Annotated in this window: 15 protein-coding genes; 12 read left to right on the forward strand and 3 right to left on the reverse strand. The window is 72.9% G+C overall.

Annotated elements, in window-relative coordinates; genetic code table 11:
• Positions 1-29 precede the first annotated feature (29 nt).
• The 4 genes from F7Q99_RS23470 to allB all read left to right on the forward strand — a co-directional run bounded on the left by F7Q99_RS23470 (position 30) and on the right by allB (position 4,891).
• Positions 30-872: a hydroxypyruvate isomerase family protein gene (locus F7Q99_RS23470; protein ID WP_153466543.1), complete on the forward strand. Its 843-nt coding sequence runs from the start codon at positions 30-32 to the stop codon at positions 870-872.
• A 45-nt stretch (positions 873-917) separates the two neighbouring features.
• Entirely contained in the window at positions 918-1,805 is an 888-nt protein-coding gene (locus F7Q99_RS23475) for a 2-hydroxy-3-oxopropionate reductase (protein ID WP_153464506.1), read from the forward strand.
• Between the two features lie 379 nt (positions 1,806-2,184).
• The gene (locus F7Q99_RS23480; RefSeq protein WP_153464508.1) at positions 2,185-3,327 is read left to right on the forward strand and encodes a glycerate kinase; all 1,143 of its coding nucleotides are present in this window, start codon (positions 2,185-2,187) and stop codon (positions 3,325-3,327) included.
• 175 nt (positions 3,328-3,502) lie between these two features.
• Positions 3,503-4,891: an allantoinase AllB gene (allB, locus tag F7Q99_RS23485; RefSeq protein WP_153464510.1), complete on the forward strand. Its 1,389-nt coding sequence runs from the start codon at positions 3,503-3,505 to the stop codon at positions 4,889-4,891.
• A gap of 5 nt (positions 4,892-4,896) precedes the next feature.
• Here allB and F7Q99_RS23490 read toward each other — a convergent pair whose 3' ends face one another.
• Positions 4,897-6,099: an IS110 family RNA-guided transposase gene (locus F7Q99_RS23490; RefSeq protein ID WP_153462424.1), complete on the reverse strand. Its 1,203-nt coding sequence runs from the start codon at positions 6,097-6,099 to the stop codon at positions 4,897-4,899.
• A 209-nt stretch (positions 6,100-6,308) separates the two neighbouring features.
• On the opposite strand from F7Q99_RS23490, the gene alc reads away from it, so the two are divergent.
• From alc to F7Q99_RS23530, 8 genes are all read left to right on the forward strand, one after another.
• A complete protein-coding gene (alc, locus tag F7Q99_RS23495) occupies positions 6,309-7,568 on the forward strand; it encodes an allantoicase (RefSeq protein ID WP_326847023.1) in 1,260 nt (419 codons plus the stop codon).
• Positions 7,569-7,661: 93 nt separating this feature from the next.
• Positions 7,662-9,122 (forward strand): catalase, encoded by a 1,461-nt coding sequence (locus F7Q99_RS23500; protein ID WP_153464512.1) that lies wholly within the window; start codon positions 7,662-7,664, stop codon positions 9,120-9,122.
• Between the two features lie 296 nt (positions 9,123-9,418).
• Complete coding sequence (locus tag F7Q99_RS23505; RefSeq protein ID WP_153464514.1) at positions 9,419-10,198, forward strand: IclR family transcriptional regulator; 780 nt, start codon at positions 9,419-9,421, stop codon at positions 10,196-10,198.
• Between the two features lie 290 nt (positions 10,199-10,488).
• Positions 10,489-11,403, forward strand: coding sequence for a metal-dependent hydrolase (locus F7Q99_RS23510; protein ID WP_153464516.1), 915 nt, complete (start codon positions 10,489-10,491; stop codon positions 11,401-11,403).
• A 168-nt stretch (positions 11,404-11,571) separates the two neighbouring features.
• Positions 11,572-12,654 (forward strand): PDR/VanB family oxidoreductase, encoded by a 1,083-nt coding sequence (locus tag F7Q99_RS23515; protein ID WP_153464518.1) that lies wholly within the window; start codon positions 11,572-11,574, stop codon positions 12,652-12,654.
• Between the two features lie 28 nt (positions 12,655-12,682).
• The gene (locus F7Q99_RS23520; RefSeq protein WP_153464520.1) at positions 12,683-13,636 is read left to right on the forward strand and encodes a M24 family metallopeptidase; all 954 of its coding nucleotides are present in this window, start codon (positions 12,683-12,685) and stop codon (positions 13,634-13,636) included.
• Positions 13,633-15,357 carry an SDR family oxidoreductase gene (locus tag F7Q99_RS23525; protein ID WP_153464522.1) on the forward strand — a complete coding sequence of 575 codons (1,725 nt, stop codon included), beginning with the start codon at positions 13,633-13,635 and terminating at the stop codon, positions 15,355-15,357. Before F7Q99_RS23520 ends, F7Q99_RS23525 begins: the two co-directional genes overlap by 4 nt.
• Before the next feature lie 168 nt (positions 15,358-15,525).
• A complete protein-coding gene (locus F7Q99_RS23530) occupies positions 15,526-15,816 on the forward strand; it encodes a hypothetical protein (protein WP_153464524.1) in 291 nt (96 codons plus the stop codon).
• 5 nt (positions 15,817-15,821) lie between these two features.
• Here F7Q99_RS23530 and F7Q99_RS23535 read toward each other — a convergent pair whose 3' ends face one another.
• Positions 15,822-17,015 carry an XdhC family protein gene (locus tag F7Q99_RS23535; protein ID WP_153464526.1) on the reverse strand — a complete coding sequence of 398 codons (1,194 nt, stop codon included), beginning with the start codon at positions 17,013-17,015 and terminating at the stop codon, positions 15,822-15,824.
• Between the two features lie 145 nt (positions 17,016-17,160).
• The gene (locus F7Q99_RS23540; RefSeq protein ID WP_153464528.1) at positions 17,161-18,642 is read right to left on the reverse strand and encodes an NCS2 family permease; all 1,482 of its coding nucleotides are present in this window, start codon (positions 18,640-18,642) and stop codon (positions 17,161-17,163) included.
• Positions 18,643-18,872: the final 230 nt, after the last annotated feature.

Below are 18,872 nucleotides of genomic sequence, written 5' to 3' on the forward strand. Positions count from 1 at the left end.
AGTTGCGGATCGGAAGAGAGTGAGAGGTGATGGACGTGACGGCCGCATCCCGGCACAGCTTCACGGTCAACCTGTCGATCCTGTTCGGCGAACTGCCGCTGCTGGAGCGCCCCGCCGCAGCCGCCGCCGCGGGCTTCACCGCCGCGGAGCTGTGGTGGCCCTTCGGAGAGGAGCCCGCCCCGTCCGCGGCCCGGCTGGACGCGCTCCGCAAGGCCTTCACCGACGCGGGTGTGCGGCTCACCGGCCTCAACTTCCTGGACGACCTGAGCGCCGGTGCCCGCGGTACCGTCTCGGTGCCGGCCGCGAAGGAGCGCTTGCGGGCCAACGTCCCGGTCGCGGCCGAACTCGCCGCCTCGCTCGGCGCCACCGCGCTCAACGCGCTGTACGGCAACCGGGTCGAGGGCGTCGACCCGGCCGAGCAGGACGAACTCGCGCTGGAGAACCTGGTGCTGGCCGCCGAGGCCGCGCACGAGGTCGGCGCGATCCTGCTGATCGAGGCCCTGAACGTCGTCGAGTCGCCGGACTACCCGCTGGTGTCCGCCGCCGCCGCGGTCGAGGTCGTCGACAAGGTCAACGCCGCCACCGGCCTGGGCAACGCGAAGTTCCTCTGCGACCTCTACCACCTGGCCAGGAACGGCGAGGACCTGGCGGCCGTCATCGACACCCACGCCGACCGCTTCGGCCACGTGCAGATCGCCGACAACCCGGGCCGTAACGAACCCGGCACCGGTGGGCTGGACTTCGAGGACCTGTTCGCCCGGCTCACCGCCGCCGGCTACACCGGCCCGATCGGCCTGGAGTACCGCCCCTCCACCGGCGTCAGCGCCGACAGCTTCGGGTGGCTGCCGCGCGAGTACCGCGCCGCCCAGTAGTCCCAGCAGCCCCTGCCCCCTACCTACGGACAAAGGAACGACGCGATGAGCCGCAAGATCGCCTTCGTCGGCCTCGGCATCATGGGCAAGCCCATGGCCATCAACCTCATCAAGGCCGGTCACGACGTCACCGGTTTCGACCTCTCCCAGGCCTCGATCGACGCCGTGGTCGCGGCCGGCGGTCAGGGCGCCACCAGCATCGCCGCCGCGGTGAAGGACGCCGACGTCGTCATCACGATGGTCCCGGCCGACCCCCACGTCGAGGCGGTCATCCTCGGCGAGGGTGGCGTCCTGGAGAACGTGGCGGCGGGCACCCTGGTGATCGACATGTCCTCTATCACCCCGCAGACCTCCATCAAGGTCGGCAAGGCCGCCCGGGAGAAGGGCGTCCGCACCCTGGACGCCCCGGTCTCCGGCGGCGAGGCCGGTGCCGTCGAGGCCGTCCTGTCGATCATGGTCGGCGGCGAGGCCCCGGACTTCGCCGAGGCGAAGCCGCTGTTTGACGTGCTGGGCACCACGGTCATCCACGTCGGCCCGTCCGGCGCCGGCCAGACCGTCAAGGCCGCCAACCAGCTGATCGTCGCCGTCAACATCCAGGCCCTGGCCGAGGCCGTGGTCTTCCTGGAGAACGCCGGCGTGGACCTGCCGGCCGCGCTGGACGTACTCGGTGGCGGCCTGGCCGGCTCGACCGTGCTGAACCGCAAGAAGGCGAACATGATCAACCGCGAGTTCGCCCCGGGCTTCCGGATCGACCTGCACCACAAGGACATGGGCATCGTCACCGACGCCGCCCGCGCCGTGGGCGCCGCGCTGCCGGTCGGTGCCGTGGTGGCCCAGCTGGTCGCCTCCGCCCGGGCCAACGGCGACGGCTCGCTCGACCACTCGGCGCTGCTGCGCGGCGTCGAGCGGCTCTCGGGCCGCGAGGTCGGGTAGCGGCCTCCCCGTGACTCCTCCTGGTGGCGTGTACCCATCCGGTCGTGCCCGCGCCACCAGGAGGCCGGTTCCGGCCGGCAGCCGGGCCGGGGCTCATCCGCCCGGCCGCCGGCCGACCCAGCGGTGGCGCGCACTCCCTGCCGGGGGCACTTCGGTCGTGCCTGCTGCGCGTCGCCCGACCCCCTCCGCGCCGAGGGGAGCCCCTCGTACGTCGGAAGCGGGACGAGGGGGCGGCGGGAGGGGGTCGCACCCGGGCCCGACCGGGCGCAAGCTTGACGGGCCCGGGACGGGCTCGACCCGACCCGAGCCCACGCCCCACCAGCCCGAGCCCGGGCTCGACGAACCAGCGCCAGACCCGTACGGAAGTGAGGACCGCGCCATGCCCGCCACCCCCCACCGGGGCCATGTGGTCGTAGCTCCCGACAAGTTCAAGGGCACCCTGGAGGGAGCCGAGGCCGCCGCCCGGATCGCCGCCGGCATCCGTCGCGCCGCGCCCGGCACCGAGGTGCGCGAACTGCCCGTCGCCGACGGCGGCGAGGGCACCCTGGCCGCCGCGCTGGCGGCCGGCTTCACCCGCGTCCCGGCCAAGGTGGCCGGCCCGACCGGCCTGCCGGTGGACGCCGCGCTCGCCGTCCGGGACGACACCGCCGTGGTCGAGCTGGCCCAGTCCTCCGGACTCGCCCGGCTGCCCGGCGGCCGGACCGCCCCGCTCGCGGCCGGCTCGTACGGGGTCGGCCAGCTGATCGCCCGGGCGGTCGCGCTCGGTGCCAAGCGGATCGTGCTCGGCCTCGGCGGCAGCGCCTGCACCGACGGCGGCGCGGGCATGGTCCAGGCGCTCGGCGCCGGCCTGCGCGACGCCGACGGCGCCGAACTCGCGCCCGGCGGGGCCTCGCTGCGCAAGCTGGAGCAGATCGACGTCGCCCCGCTGGCCGACGCGCTGGCCGGTGTCGAGGTCGTGGTGGCCTGCGACGTGGACAACCCGCTGCTCGGCCCGCGCGGCGCCGCCGCCGTGTACGGCCCGCAGAAGGGCGCGGACGGCGACGACCTGGTGGTCCTGGAGGAGGGCCTGACCCGTTTCGCGGACAAGGTCGCCGAGGCCACCGGACGTGACGTGCGCGACGCCCCCGGCGCCGGGGCCGCGGGCGGGGTGGGCTTCGCCGCCCTCGCCCTGCTCGGCGCCACCATGCGACCCGGCATCGAGCTGCTGCTCGAACTGCTGGGTTTCGACGAGGCCGTGCGTGGGGCACGCCTGGTCGTCACCGGCGAGGGCTGCCTGGACGCTCAGACGCTCCACGGCAAGGCCCCGGCCGGAGTCGCCGCGGCAGCCACCCGGGCTGGGGTTCGGGTGGCCGCTGTGGCGGGGCGGCTGGAGCTGTCCGAGAGTGAGTGGCGGGAGGCCGGCTTCGCCGCCGCGATCGCGCTCACCGACCTGGCCGAGCGGCCGGGGGACAGCCTGACCAGGGCCGCCGAGCTGGCCGAGACGGCTGGGGAGCGGCTGGCCGCGGAGCTGCTCATCGGCTGACCGGCCGACCGGAAACCCGTCGGGCGTCCGAGCCCTCGTAGCTTCCTCCATTGACGTTTTGTTGAAGGCGGGCCTAGGCTCCCCGCAACCCTTCGCCTCCTTCGACGTTCGAGCACCCCCAATTCCAGTTCGAGCACCCCAACTTCCAGGTTTCTTCCAGGTTTCGGAGGTCCCCATGCCTGTCAGCCAGCCGGCGGTGATCCGCTCCCGACGGGTGGTCCTGCCCGACGGCGAGCGCCCCGCGGACGTGCTGATCCGGGAAGGGAGGATCGAGCAGATCGCCGCGCACGGCTCACTCCTCGCCGGCAGCCTCCGTGACACCGAGGGCGGGCTGACCGACCTCGGCGACACCGCCCTGCTCCCCGGCCTGGTCGACACCCACGTGCACGTCAACGAGCCCGGCCGGACCGAGTGGGAGGGCTTCGCCACCGCCACCCGGGCCGCCGCGGCCGGCGGCGTCACCACGATCATCGACATGCCGCTCAACTCCGTCCCGCCCACCACCACCGTGGACGGTCTGGCGGCCAAGCGGAAGATCGCCGACGGCCAGGCCTGGGTCGACCTCGGCTTCTGGGGCGGCGCGATCCCCGGCAACGTCGCGGACCTCGAACCCCTGCACCGCGAAGGCGTGTTCGGCTTCAAGAGCTTCCTCGCCCCCTCCGGCGTCGACGAGTTCCCGCACGTCGGACCGGCCGACCTGGAGGCCGCACTGGCCGAGCAGGCCCGGATCGGGGCGCTGGCCATCATCCACGCCGAGGACCCGGCCGTCCTCGACGCCGCGCCGCAGCAACCCGGTGTCCACTACCGGGACTTCCTCGCCTCCCGCCCCGCCGACGCGGAGACCGCGGCCGTCGCCCGGCTGCTCGACACCGCCCGGCGCACCGGCGCCCGCGTCCACATCCTGCACGTGTCCTCCGCGGCCGTCCTGCCGCTGCTGCGCCGGGCCCGCGAGGACGGCGTGCGGGTGACCGCGGAGACCTGCCCGCACTACCTGACCCTCGCGGCCGAGGAGGTCGCGGACGGCGACACCGCCTTCAAGTGCTGCCCGCCGATCCGCGACGAGTCCAACCGCGACGCGCTCTGGGCGGCCCTGGCGAACGGCGAGTTCATCGCCGTCGTCTCCGACCACTCGCCGTCCACCCCCGACCTCAAGCTGCTGCCCGCGTACGGCGGCAGCGGCGACTTCGCGGCGGCCTGGGGCGGCATCGCCTCCCTCCAGCTCGGCCTGCCCGCCGTCTGGACCGAGGCCCGCCGCCGCGGCCACACCCTCGCCGACGTCGTCCGCTGGATGTCCGCCGGGCCGGCCGAGCTGGTCGGCCTCACCGGCACCAAGGGCGCCATCGCGGTGGGCCGTGACGCGGACCTCGTCGCCTTCGACCCCGACGGTGAATTCGCCGTCCGCGCTGCCGAGTTGCACCACCGCAACCCCGTGACCCCGTACGCCGGACGGACGCTGACCGGAGCGGTGCGCACCACCTGGCTGCGCGGCCGGGTGGTGGACACCGCTGCCGGGCCCTTCGGCCGTCAGCTCACCCGCCCGACCCGACCCGAGGAGTTTCAATGACCGAGTCAAGCCGCCTGCGTGGCCGGCTGGACGGGGGTGAACTCCCGTCCGTCACGCAGAAGTGCCCAGAGCACGTTGACCCGGCGGCGGGCGAGCGCGATCAGGGCCTGGATGTGGCCGCAGCCCTCGGCGCGCTTCTTGAGGTAGAAGTCCCGGTTGGGGCCGTCCTTGATGATGCTGGTCTGCGCGGACATGTAGAACACCCTGCGCAGGCGGCGGCTGTAGCGCTTGGGCCGGTGCAGGTTGCCGGTACGGCGCCCGGAGTCGCGCGGGACCGGGACGAGGCCGGCCGCGGAAGCCAGGCGTCCGGCGTCGGCGTAGGCGGCCAGGTCGCCGGCGGCGACGACAAACTCGGCGCCGAGGATCGGGCCTATGCCCGGCATGGACTCGATGATGTTCGCCTGCGGGTGGGCGTGGAAGGTCTGCTTGATCTGCTTGTCAAGGCCGCTGATCCGCTCGTCCAGCACGAGCAACTGGGCGGCGAGGTCGGCGACGATCGACGCGGCGACGCCCTCGCCGGGCAGCACGGTGTGCTGAGCGGCGGCGGCCTCCAGTGCGATGGCCGTGACCTTGTCAGGCGAGCGGACGCCGCGCTTGCGCAGCCACGATTCCAGGCGGGTGCGGCCGACGCGGCGTATCCCGGCGGCGGTCTGGCGGTAGGTCAGCATGGTCAGCGCGCCCTTGTTGTTGGACCAGTCGAAGGCCCGCTCCAGGGCCGGGAAGATCCCGGTCAGCACGTCACGCAGCCGGTTGACCATGCGGACCCGGTCGGCGACCAGGTCGGTGCGGTGGGCGACCAGCAGCGCGAGGTCCGCGACCAGCTGGGCCGGCACGTCCACGGCCGCGAAGTCCCTGCGCAGGCGCGAGGTCTCCGCGATCACGAACGCGTCGCGGGCATCCGTCTTCGCCTCGCCCCGGTAGGCACCCGCCATCCGGTGCACGGTCCGGCCGGGCACATAGACCGGCTTCTGCCCGTGCGACGCGAGCAGGGCCAGCAGCAGCGCGGACGCGGTGCCGGACAGGTCGACCGCCCACTCCACGGCGTCCGCCATGGCCAGCGCCTCGGCGATGGCCTCCAGGATCGCCGCCTCATCGTTGTCGATCTTCTTCGACCAGACCTGGAACCCCGACTCATCGACCGCCGCCGCCCAGTGGTGACCCTTGCCCGCGTCGATCCCCACCCAGATCCGGGCCCGCCGCTCTGTCATCCCACGCTCCCCACGCCGAAACCAGCACTCTCCTCGGCCCGAAGAACACCCCGCCGTCAGCTCCGTAAACAGCGACCAGGACGCAGATCTCAATCAGCGGTCAGGGCGCCCCGGAGAACCGGACGGCCACTCCTCAGGAGCCACAGAAGGCAAGACCCCGTCAGCCACATCCGGCCCTCCCGGGCCGACCAACACCTTACGGAGACCCCGTGACCACCGCCGACACCCCGAGCGCTCCCTTCACCGAGCTGGTCGACCTGGCCTCCCGGCTGCTGGGCGCGGGCGTCGTCGCCACCAACGAGGACACCTTCGCCGAGGCGGAGAACCTGCTGGTCGCCAGGCCGGCGGAGTTCCGCCCGCACACCTTCGGCCACAAGGGCCAGATCATGGACGGCTGGGAGTCCAAGCGCCGCCGCGGCGTCTCGGCCGACCAGCCGCACCCCACCGACCAGGACCACGACTGGACGATCGTCCGGCTCGGCGCGGGCGGCGTGATCCGCGGCGTCATCGTCGACACCGCCCACTTCACCGGCAACTACCCGGAGAGCGCCTCCGTCGAGGCCGCGTCCGTCCCCGGCCACCCCTCGCCCGAGGAACTGGGGACCGCCGAGTGGACCACGCTCGTGCCGCGCACTCCGCTCCAGGGCGACACCGCCCACGAGTTCGCCGTCGAGGACGACGCCCGCTACACCCACGTCCGGCTCAACATCTTCCCGGACGGCGGCGTCGCACGGCTGCGCGTGCACGGCGAGGTGCTGCCCGACCCGCGCGAACTGGACGGCCTCACCTTCGACCTGGCCGCCCAGGAGTACGGGGGCGTCGCCGAGGCGGCGTCCGACCGCTACTTCTCCTCCCCGCACAACCTGAACGCTCCCGGCCGCGCCTCCGTCATGGGCGAGGGCTGGGAGACCCGGCGTCGGCGCGACAAGTCCAACGACTGGGTACAGATCGCCCTGGCCGGGGGCGGCGAGGTCCTGGCCGCCGAGGTGGACACCACCCACTTCGTTGCCAACGCCCCCGGCTGGGCCGACCTGATCGGCTTCGACGCCTCCACCGGGCAGGAACCGGCCGACGGCGAGTGGTTCGAGATCCTGCCCCGCACCCGCCTCCAGCCCGACACCCGGCACCGCTTCCGGCTCGACGTCGGCCGCCCGGTGACGCACGTACGGATCAACGTCTACCCGGACGGCGGCCTGGCCCGGCTCCGGCTCACCGGCCGCCTCACCGAGGCCGGTCGCGCGGCCCTGGCACTGCGCTGGTTCAACGCCGTCCCGGCCGCCGAGGCCGCCGCCGCGCTCACCGAGGCGGGCCTGCCGGCCGCCGAGGCCGCCGCGCTGACCGCCGCCCGCCCGCTCGCGGACCCGGCCGCGGCGACCGCCGCCGTCGCCGCGCTCCGGCCGGCCGACGGCCCCGACGGCGAGCACTCCTCCCGGCGGCGCTCGGCGCTCTGGCGCCTGCTCGGCATCTGACGCCCGCTCGGCGCTCCGGTACCCGTGCGCTGTCCGAGTCCGCGCCGTCCTCCCCTTCACGCACCGCCTGTACCGACACCTGAAGGACCCTCCATGCCCAAGATCCTGACTACGGAGTCCGGCGCCCCGGTCGCCGACAACCAGAACTCGGCCTCGGCCGGCGAGTACGGCCCGCTGCTGATCCAGGACCAGCAACTGCTGGAGAAGCTCGCCCGGTTCAACCGCGAGCGCATCCCGGAGCGCGTCGTGCACGCCCGCGGCTCCGGCGCGTACGGCTACTTCGAGGTCACCGACGAGGTCTCGCAGTACACCCGGGCCGGGTTCCTCTCCGAGGTCGGCAAGCGCACCGAGGTCTTCCTGCGGTTCTCCACCGTGGCCGGCAACCTGGGCTCCAGCGACGCGGTGCGCGACCCGCGCGGCTTCGCCGTGAAGTTCTACACCGAGGAGGGCAACTACGACCTCGTCGGCAACAACACCCCGGTGTTCTTCATCAAGGACCCGGTCAAGTTCCCCGACTTCATCCACTCCCAGAAGCGCGACCCGTACACCGGCGTGCAGGAGGCGGACAACGTCTGGGACTTCTGGGCCCACTCGCCCGCGTCCACCCACCAGATCACCTGGCTGTTCGGCGACCGCGGCATCCCGGCCTCGTACCGCCACATGAACGGCTACGGCTCGCACACCTACCAGTGGGTCAACGCGAACGGCGACGCCTACTGGGTGAAGTACCACTTCAAGACCAACCAGGGCATCCGCTCGCTGGACGGCGAGCAGTCCGCCGAGGTGCTCGGCGCCGACGCCGACTCGCACCAGCGCGACCTGCACCAGGCCATCGAGCGCGGCGTGTTCCCGTCCTGGACCCTCCACGTCCAGCTGATGCCGGTCGCCGAGGCCGCCGACTACCGCTTCAACCCCTTCGACCTCACCAAGGTGTGGCCGCACGCCGACTACCCGCTGGTCAAGGTCGGCCGCCTGGTGCTCAACCGGAACCCGGAGAACGTCTTCGCCGAGGTCGAGCAGTCCGCGTTCTCGCCCAACAACTTCGTGCCCGGCATCGGCCCGTCCCCGGACAAGATGCTCCAGGGCCGCCTGTTCGCCTACGCCGACGCCCAGCGCTACCGCCTCGGCGTCAACCACACCCAGCTGCCGGTCAACGCGCCGCATGCCACCGAGGCCAACAACTACGGGCGCGACGGCCACCACGCGATCAACAAGTCCGGCCGCGGTAAGAACTACGAGCCCAACTCGTACGAAGGCCCCGCCCAGACCGACAACGCGCTCGCCGCGCCGGTCAGGCTGGACGGCCACACCGGCACCTACACCACGCCGGCCCACACGAAGGACGACGACTTCTTCCAGGCCGGCGAGCTGTACCGGCTGATGTCGGCCGGTGAGAAGACCCGCCTGATCGACAACATCGCGGGCTTCCTGGCCCAGGTGACGCGCGACGACATCATCGAGAAGAACCTGGCCCACTTCCACGCCGCCGACGAGGAGTACGGCGCCCGCATGGAGGCCGCCGTCGCCAAGCTCCGCGCGGGCGACGAGGGCTGATACCGGTTCGGGGCATTCCAGGACCGACTGGCACGCCTTCCTGACAAACTCTCCTGACACACCCTCACCGGCCGTCCCCGGGCCCGCAACCCGGTGGCCGCACGAAGGGCCTCTCCCCCCCAGGGCAGTGGGGGGAGAGGCCCGTCGCGGCGCTTGCGTTGCCGCCCGTCGCGCGCCCGGTATTCCGTGAATACGGAGCTGCACCGAATATTCACGGAGGGCAGTTGCCGACGCCCCCGGGTGGATAGGCTGGAGGCGCCCGCGGTCGCTCCGCGGGGAAATCGGAAGGGGACGACATGTCGACACCAGCCCCGGGTCGTCACGCCGCGCTGGACCAGGGCCTGACCGGTCCGTTCACCTCCCTGCAGTACGCCCTCAGACTGCTGGAAGCCGTCGACCGGCACCCCGACGGTGCCACCCTGGTCGCCCTCGCTCGGGAGACCTCGCTCGGCCTGCCGACCGTCCGGCGGCTCGCTGAGCTCCTCGAGATCGAGGGCTATCTCCAGTGCCAGGACGGCGGTTGGGTGCTCGGCGGCACGTTCGCGCTGCTCGGCCAGCACAACCGGGAACACCTCGTACGAGCCCGCCTGAACCGCAAACTCGCCGAACTGCGCGACGAGTTGGGCGCGGCCGTGTACTTCGGCCGTTACCACGAAGGGGAGTTGTCGGTGGAGGCGGTCTCCTCCTCCGAGTACGCCCCTGCGGTGCACGAGTGGGTGGACTTCCGGGCCACCGCGCACGCCAGCGCGATAGGCAAATGCCTGCTCGGCCAGCTTGACGCGGAGGCCCGCCGTGACCACCTGTCCCGCCATCCGGTCGCCCGGCTGACCTCGCGCACCGTCACCGACGCCGACCAGCTGATGCACCGCCTGGAGCGGCAGCCGGCCACCGTGCCGGTGCTGGACATCCAGGAGTACGCGCTCGGCACGGTGTGCGCGGCCGTCCCGGTGACGGCGGGCAGCACGGTCGGCTGCTTGGCGACGTCGATGCCGGTGGACAACGTGCACCGGCTGAAGGCGGCGGCCGAACTGCTCGCTGCACGGGCAGCGCCGCTGATGCTGGCGATGGCGGTCTGAGCACCGGACCAGTCACCCGGCCGCCTCCCGGCCGTCTTTCCGTGGGCCCCGCCGGATCCGCCCCGATCCGGTGGGGCCCACGTGTGTTCGGGAGTGCTCGCGCGTGTTCGGGGGTGCTCGGGTTTCGGGGGTGCTCCTGGTTTCCGCGATGCTCGCGTTTCCGCCTCCCGGCGCACATCACTTATTAGACTCGATGTCGATAAGGGCCGCCGAAACCCTTGTCCGCGCCACTACCCGCGAGTACGTTTCCCTGAGCCGAGCCGCCGCCCCCAAGGTCAGGAGGGCCTGCCATGCCCCGATCCACCCCCGTCCCCGCCCTCGCCGCCCCCGCCGCGCGTGTCCACGACGGCCTCGTCCTGGAACCCCGGAACGTCCGCTTCGACTGGGCCGAGCTGCCGCTGCACTGGATCCCGGACGAGCCGATGGCCACCCACATCATCAACGTGCTGCACCTGCTGCTGCCCGAGGGTGAGCGCTGGTTCGTCAAGGTGTTCGAGGAGGCCCTGCCGCTGATCCGGGACGAGCAACTGCGCGAGGAGGTACTGGGGTTCATCGGGCAGGAGGCCATCCACGCCGAGGCCCACCAGGAGGTCCTCGACCACCTGCTCGGCCAGGGGCTCGACCCGCGCCCGTACGTCCGGCAGATGGCCTGGCTGTTCCAGCGCGTCCTCGGCGACAAGCCCGGCCTCACGCCCGCCCGGCGACGCGAGAGCATCATCGAGCGGGTCGCGTTCATCGCCGCCGTCGAGCACTTCACCGCGTTCCTGGGCAACTGGGCGCTCAACTCGCCCGGTCTGGACCGCGCGAAGGCCGACCCGACGATGCTCGACCTGCTGCGCTGGCACGGCGCCGAGGAGGTCGAACACCGCAGCGTCGCCTACGACCTGATGGTCCACCTCGACCCGGGCTACCTGCGCCGGATCCGGGGGATGGCCATCTCCGGTCCGCTGCTGGTCCAGCTGTGGGTGCGCGGCGCCCGCTTCCTGCTCGCGGCCGACCCCACCCTGCACGGGCGGCTCAAGCCCAGCTGGCGCGAGGCCGGCCGGATCGCCAAGCGCGGCCTGCTGCCCGACCCGGTCGAGTCGATCCGCTCCGGCCTGCGCTACCTGCGGCCCGGCTACCACCCCACCCAGGAGGGCTCCTCCAGCCAGGCCCTCGGCTACCTCGCCACCTCCCCGGCCGCCCGCGCCGCCGCTGGGCGCTGACGGGGCGGAGGCGAGCGAGCTTCAGTAGACAGATGACAGATTTCAGATGACAGAAGACGTTATCTGTCATCTGGAATCTGTCATCTGCCAGCCGTCACCTCTCGCCCGTCACCGCTCACCCCGCAACCCCCCGCCCCGCCCCAGGACCGAAGGGCCAAGGACCGCCGGATGGACCTGCTCAACCCACCCCCCGACCTCTACGGCCGCCCCCACGCCGACGCCTTCATGCGGCGCCTCGCCGCCCTCGGCGACCGCTACTCCCCGGCCCTCGGCGGCCCGCTGCTGCGCCGCAACCCCCGCCGGCCGTACAGCAGGCCCACCCCGCTGCTGCAACTGGTCGTCACCGCACGCCGCGAACTCGCCACCGACGTCGTCGAGTTGATGCTCGCCGACCCGGCTGGCAGCCCGCTGCCGCAGTGGCAGCCCGGCGCCCACGTGCGACTCGCCCTGCCCTCTGGCCGCGAGCGCCACTACTCGCTCAGCGGCGACCCCGCCGACCGCGCCGCCTACCGGATCGCCGTTCGCCGGCTCCCCGAGGGCGGCGGGTCCGTCGAGATCCACGACACCCTGCACCCCGGCACCCGCCTCGCCGCCCGCCGCCCCCGCAACGGCTTCGCCTTCTGTGCCGAGCCCGCCGTCCTCCTGCTGGCCGGTGGCATCGGCATCACCCCCCTCCTGCCGATGGCCCGCGAGGCGCAGCGTCACGGCCTGGACTGGCGCCTCGTCCACGTCGGCCGCAGCGCCGGCACCCTCCCGTACACGGACGAGCTGCGCGCCCTCGACCCGCACCGGGTCGTGCTGCGCACCGACGACGAGCACGGCGTGCCGACCGGCGCCGAACTGCTCGCCCACGCCCCGCGCGGAGCCGCCGTCTACTGCTGCGGCCCCGCCCCGATGCTCGCCGCCGTCCAGCGAGCCCTGGACGAATCCCCGGCCGGCGCCCTGCACTTCGAGCGCTTCGGCGCTGCCCCCGTCGCCGCCGGCGAGCCCTTCGCGGTGCGCCTCGGCGAGGACGGCCCGACCCTCGACGTCCCCGCCGACCGGTCCGCCCTGGACGTGCTGCGCGAGGCCCGCCCGGATCTGCCGTACTCCTGCCACCAGGGCTTCTGCGGCACCTGCGAGGTCCGCCTGCTGGCCGGCACCCCCGACCACCGGGACCGCCGGCTCACGCCCGAGCAGCGCGCCGCCGGCGCCCTGCTGCCCTGCGTGTCCCGGGCCGCCGAGGGCGAGACCCTCGTGCTCGACCTGTAACGTGCTCGACCTGCAGAAGGAGCCCCCGTTGGCGAAAGCGATCCCGTCCTTCCCCTTCGGCGAGCACGACCTCGCCCGCTTCCGCGAGACCCAGCAGCTCGCCTACGACTGCGCCGAGGAGGTCGCCGCCTGGATCGAGCCGGGCGTCACCGAACGGCAGGCCACCGCCGAGCTGCGCCGCCGCCTGGTCGCCGCCGGGGTGCAGGACTTCTTCCACGTCCCGTTCGCCTGGTTCGGCGACCGGACGGCCTTCCGGCACTTCCGCACCCCGCTCCAGTTCTTCGCCGGCAACCGCCGTCTGGAGGAGGGCATGCCGTACGTCCTCGACTGCGCACCCGTCGTGGACGGTTACACCGCCGACATCGGCTACGGCGGGAAGGTCGGCGAGAACCCGGTCTGGGAGCGCCTCGCCGCCGACCTCAAGGTGTACCGGGAGCTGATCCTCGCGGAGGTGCGCGCCCGCCGCCCGCTGGACGAGGTGTACGCGGCCGTGGACGCGCAGATCGCGGAGCACGGCTACGACAACCGCCACCGCGTCTACCCGGGTCGGGTGATCGGCCACCAGGTCACCCGTACCACCGCCCGCGGTCCGGCCGGGGTCACCCTGTTCGGCTTCGGCGTGCGCACCCTGCAGACCCTCGGCCGTGAGCTCGTCTCCGAGCGCCTGCACGGCCGTTCGCCGCTGTGGGCGGACGGCCGCTCGTCCCGGCACGCGCCCACCCCGGGCCTGTGGGCGGTCGAGCCGCACATCGCGTTCCGGGGTGTCGGCATCAAGTTCGAGGAGCTCCTGGTGGTCACCGGGGACGACGCCTACTGGCTCGACGACGACCTGCCGCACGTCCGACGCTGGACTGCGACTGCGACTGCGACTGCGACTGCGACTGCGACTGCGACTGCGACTGCGCCTGTGACCGCCGAGCCGGCTGCGATCAAGGACGAGCCGACCGCCGAGCCGACCGCCACCAAGGAGCTGACCCGATGACGCCCCCCGTCCGCCGCCGGACCGTCCACTCCGGCGGGCTGCCGCTCGCCGTCTTCGAGCAGGGCGACCCGGGCGCCCCCACCGTCCTCCTCGTGCACGGCTACCCGGACACCCACGCCGTCTGGGACGACGTCGCCGCAGACCTCGCCCGCGACCACCACGTGGTCCGCTACGACGTCCGCGGCGCCGGCGAGTCGGGCGTCCCCGCCACCCGGGACGGCTACCGGCTGGAGCAGCTCGCCGACGACCTGTTCGCGGTCGCCGACGCCGTCAGCCCGGACCGTCCGGTGCATGTCGTCGCCCACGACTGGGGCTCGATCCAGTCCTGGGAGGCCGTCACCACGCCCGGCGCCGAGGGCCGGCTCGCCTCCTACACCACCATGTCCGGGCCCTGCCTCGACCACATCGGGTACTGGCTGCGCCACCGGATGCGCCGCCCCACCCCGCGTCACCTCGGGCAGCTGCTCCACCAGGGCCTGCACTCCTGGTACATCACGGCCTTCCACCTGCCCTACCTTGCCCCCGCCGTCTGGCGGCTCGGCCTCGCCCGCGCCTGGCCGCGGATGCTGCGCCGCCTGGAGCACGTCACCCCGCGGCCCGACCACCCGCAGCCCGGTCTGCGCCGGGACGCCGTCCGGGGCATCGAGCTGTACCGGGCCAACTTCCGCCCCGTGCTGGGCAGTCCGCGTGAGCGGCCGACCGTGGTGCCGGTCCAGCTGATCACCCTCACCCGGGACCGCTACGTCGGCACCCACCTCTCCGAGGGCCTGGAGCGCTGGGTGCCCGATCTCACCCGACGGACGCTGCGGGCCGGCCACTGGTCGGCGCTGCTGGAGAAGGGAAGCACCGTGGCCGGGATGGTCCGCGAGTTCACCACGAAGATCGAAGCAGGAAACTCCGAACCCGCCGGGCGTGACGGCCGGTTGGTCGTCATCACCGGTGGCGGCAGCGGCATCGGCCGGGCCACCGCGCTCGCCTTCGCCGAGGATGGCGCCCGGGTGGTGGTGTGCGACCTCGACCTCGCCGCCGCCGAGCGCACCGCCGAACTCGCCTCCCTGATCGGTCCGCAGGCCCACGCCTACCGGGTCGACGTCGCCGACGGCGCGGCGGTGGACGCCTTCGCGCAGACCGTCGCCGCCGAGCACGGCGTGCCCGACGTGGTGGTCAACAACGCGGGCATCGGCCACTCCGGCACGTTCCTGCAGACCACCGAGAAGGAGTGGCAGCGCGTCCTGGACGTCAACCTGTGGGGCGTGATCCACGGCTGCCGCGCCTTCGGCGCGCTGATGACCGACCGCGACGAGGGCGGGCACATCGTCAACATCGCCTCCGCCGCCGCCTACCTGCCGTCCAAGGCGCTCACCGCCTACGCCACCAGCAAGGCCGCGGTGTTCATGCTCTCCGACTGCCTGCGCGCCGAACTCGCCGGACACGGCATCGGTGTTTCCACCATCTGCCCGGGCATCGTCAACACCAACATCACCCGCACGTCCACCTTCTCCGCGACCACCACCGCCCAGCAGGCCGCCAAGCAGGCCCGCGCCGCCAAGCTCTACGCCCGCCGCGGCTTCCCCCCGGAGAAGGTCGCCACCGCCATCCTCCACGCCGTCCGCACCAACAAGCCCATCGTCCCCGTCACCCCCGAGGCCAAGACCGCCCGCTTCCTCAGCCGCCTCAGCCCCGCCCTCCTGCGCCTGGCCGCTCGGTTGAACGTGACGTGAGGTGGGGTGCGTCCGCCGACGGGTGAGGGTCTCAGGCTCGGGCGAGTCCTCGAACTCCAGCGTCCTGCCGTCCCCGGGCGTCACCCGGATGGTGGCCGGTGAATGGCCGTGCCGGGCCGCCCCGGCTGCACTGGAAGCGCCATTCCCGAGCGCGAAGGAGCGACCCCCATGGCGATCATCGTGACTTTCGACCTCCCCGGCGTCACCCAAGGCCAGTACGACGGTGTGATCGAGCGGCTGACCGACGGCGGGGGCTTCCGCAAGCCCTCGGACCTGCCGGTGCCCGGCATCCTCACGCACGCGGCAGGCCCGACGGCCGACGGGTGGCACGTCACCGACGTGTGGGAGTCCCGCGAGGCCTTCGACCGCTTCACCGAGGTGCTGATGCCTATCCTCGTGGAGGTCGGCATCCCGACCGACCCGCCGCGGATCTTCGAGGCCCACAACGTCGTGAGCTGACCGGCTCAGGCCGCGTGCGGCCGCGGCGCCTCGTCGTCGCCCGCCGCCACCTGCGTCACGTCGTGGTGGATCGGCCCGTCCCCGGCGCTGAGCGGCAGGCAGCTGCCGCCGCGCCGGTGGGCGACGATCTCGGCGGCGACGGAGACCGCCGTCTCCTCGGGCGTGCGGGAGCCGAGGTCGAGGCCGATGGGGGAGCGCAGCCGGGCGATCTCGGCGTCGGTGAGGCCGGCGTCGCGCAGCCTGGCCTCGCGGTCGCGGTGGGTGCGGCGCGAGCCCATCGCGCCGACGTAGCCGACGGGCAGTCGCAGGGCGCGTTCCAGCAGGGGGATGTCGAACTTGGCGTCGTGGGTGAGGACGCAGAGCACGGTCCGCCCGTCGATGCGGTCGAGCTGGGAGTCGAGGTAGCGGTGCGGCCAGTCGACGACGACCTCGTCGGCGTCGGGGAAGCGTCGCGCGGTGGCGAAGACGGGCCGGGCGTCGCAGACGGTGACGTGGTAGCCCAGGAACCTGCCGATCCGGACGACGGCGGCCGCGAAGTCGATGGCGCCGAAGACGATCATCCGCGGCGCGGGGACGTAGGACTCGACGAAGCAGGTGACAGTGCCCTGCTCGTGCTCGTCGCACGGGCGTCCGTCGAGGCCGAGCACGATCTGCCCGGTGCGTCCGGCGTCGAGCATGGCCCGCGCCTCGGCGACGACGGCGCGTTCCAGAACGGTGTAGAGGGGGCTCGCGGACAGCGCGGGCGAGAGAGCCCCGTGGTGGGTGTCGGCGGTGACGGCGACGCCGGCGCCGACCAGCCCGCCGGGCCCGGCGACGATCCGGGCGAGCGCCACCGGGGTGCCCGAGGCGATGCACGCGATGCCGGCGTCCAGCCCGGGGTCCGCCCCCGGCACGACCGGCTGGACGAACACGTCGAGGACGCCGCCGCAGGTCAGCCCGACGGCGAAGGCGTCCTCGTCGCTGTATCCGAACCGCTCCAGCACGGGCTCGCCGGTCTCGATGGCGGTCTGGCACAGCTCATAGACCGCGCCCTCGACGCAGCCGCCGGAGACGCTGCCGATCGCCTCACCGGCGGCGTCCACGGCCAGGGCCGCCCCCGGGTCGCGCGGAGCGCTGCCGGAGACGCCGACGACGGTGGCCACGGCGAAGGAGCGCCCGGACGCGTGCCAGGCCTGCAACTGCTGGGCGATGTCGTGCATGTCTGAGGGCTCCTTGTCGCTTTCGAGGGTAGTGGGAGACGACTCCTGCGGCACGGCCGCGCTCGGCACCACGTGCAAGGCACCGGCCGCGCCGCCGTACGGGAAACGAGCCCGTACGGCGGCGGTACCGGACAACGCGGGAGAGCTAGTGCACGCCGAGCCAGGACTTGATCGGGGTGAGGGCGAAGTACGCCACGAAGACCGCGCTGAGGACCCACATCAGCACGCCGGGCTCGCGCCACTTGCCCTGGCCGGCCTTGAGGACGGTGTACGAGATGACGCCGGCGGCGACGCCCGCGGTGATGCTGTAGGTGAACGGCATCAGCACGCAGGTGAGGAAGGCCGGGATGGCGACGTCGCGGTCGGACCAGTCGATGTGCCGGGCCTGGCTCATCATCATCGAGCCGATGACGACGAGGGCGGCGGAGGCGGCCTCGACCGGGACGATGCCGGCGAGCGGCGAGAGGAACAGCATCAGGGCGAACAGGCCGCCGGTGACGGTGGAGGCGAGGCCGGTGCGGGCGCCGTCGCCGACGCCGGTCGCGGACTCGACGAAGACCGTCTGGCCGGAGGCGCCGGCCAGGCCGCCGACGGCTCCGCCGGCGCCGTCGATGAACAGCGCCTTGGACAGGCCGGGCATCCGGCCCTGCTTGTCGGCCAGGCCCGCCTCGGTGCCGACGCCGATGATGGTGGCCATCGCGTCGAAGAAGCCGGCGAGCACGAGGGTGAACACGGCGACCGACGCGCTGATCGCTCCCATGCCCCTGCCGCCGAAGGCGCCGAACAGGTCGACGTTGCCGAAGAGGCTGAAGTCGGGGGCGGAGACGGGGCTGCCGGGCCACACCGGGACGGAGTTGCGCCAGGCGTCGTGCGGTACGCCGGCGAGCCTGTTCACGACCACCGCGAGCACGGTGCCGCCGGCGATGCCGATCAGGATCGCGCCGCGCACGTTGCGCGCCATCAGCACGAAGATCGCCAGCAGGGTGACGCAGAAGACCAGCACGGGCCAGCCGGACAGCTCGCCGTAGGGGCCGAGCGAGAGCGGGGTGGGGCCGCCGGTGTGCACGAAGCCGGCCTTGTAGAGACCGATGACGGTGACGAACAGGCCGATGCCGATGGTGATCGCGTGCTTGAGCGGCAGCGGGATGCCGTTCATGATCTTCTCGCGGAGGCCGGAGACCACCAGCAGCACGATCAGCAGGCCGTAGATGACGCACAGGCCCATGGCCTGCGGCCAGGTGGTGTGCGGTACGACGAGGGCGGAGACCGCGCCGGACACCGAGAGGCCGGCCGCGAGGGCGAGCGGGACGTTGCCGACGACGCCCATCAGGATGGTGGTGACGGCGGCCGCGAGGGCGGTGGCGGTGGTCAGCGCGGCGTGGTCGAGCTTGACGCCGGTGACGTCCGCGCCGCTCAGGATGAGCGGGTTGAGCAGGATGATGTACGCCATCGCCATGAAGGTGGTGAGACCACCGCGCAGTTCGTTGGCGAGCGTCGAACCCCGGGCCGAGATCTTGAAGTACGCGTCCAGCGCGCCCTTCGGTCGCTCGACCGGGGCCGACGCGCTGATGTCGTCCTCGGTGGGTCTGTCTTCGGTGGTGCCGGTCTCCGTGGGGATCCGGGTCATGTCCACTCCCAAGTGTCAAAGGGGGTTGGGGTGGGCGAGCCGACCTGATCGCCAGTCAACGATGTTGGCGCAGGGGGACTGTTCGACTCACTGGGCGCACTCTCCGGCTGTGCCGTGGCGGTGCTGGGGGCACCCCCGGCCGGAGGCCGGGAGAGGGTGGAGCGCGCCGCTGCAGAACCCCGGCGTGGGAGAGGCAGCGGGCTGGTGCGGTCGCGTATCGGCAGGTGGTG

The sequence above is a fragment of the Streptomyces kaniharaensis genome (assembly GCF_009569385.1).
In the GTDB taxonomy this organism is placed as follows: domain Bacteria; phylum Actinomycetota; class Actinomycetes; order Streptomycetales; family Streptomycetaceae; genus Kitasatospora; species Kitasatospora kaniharaensis.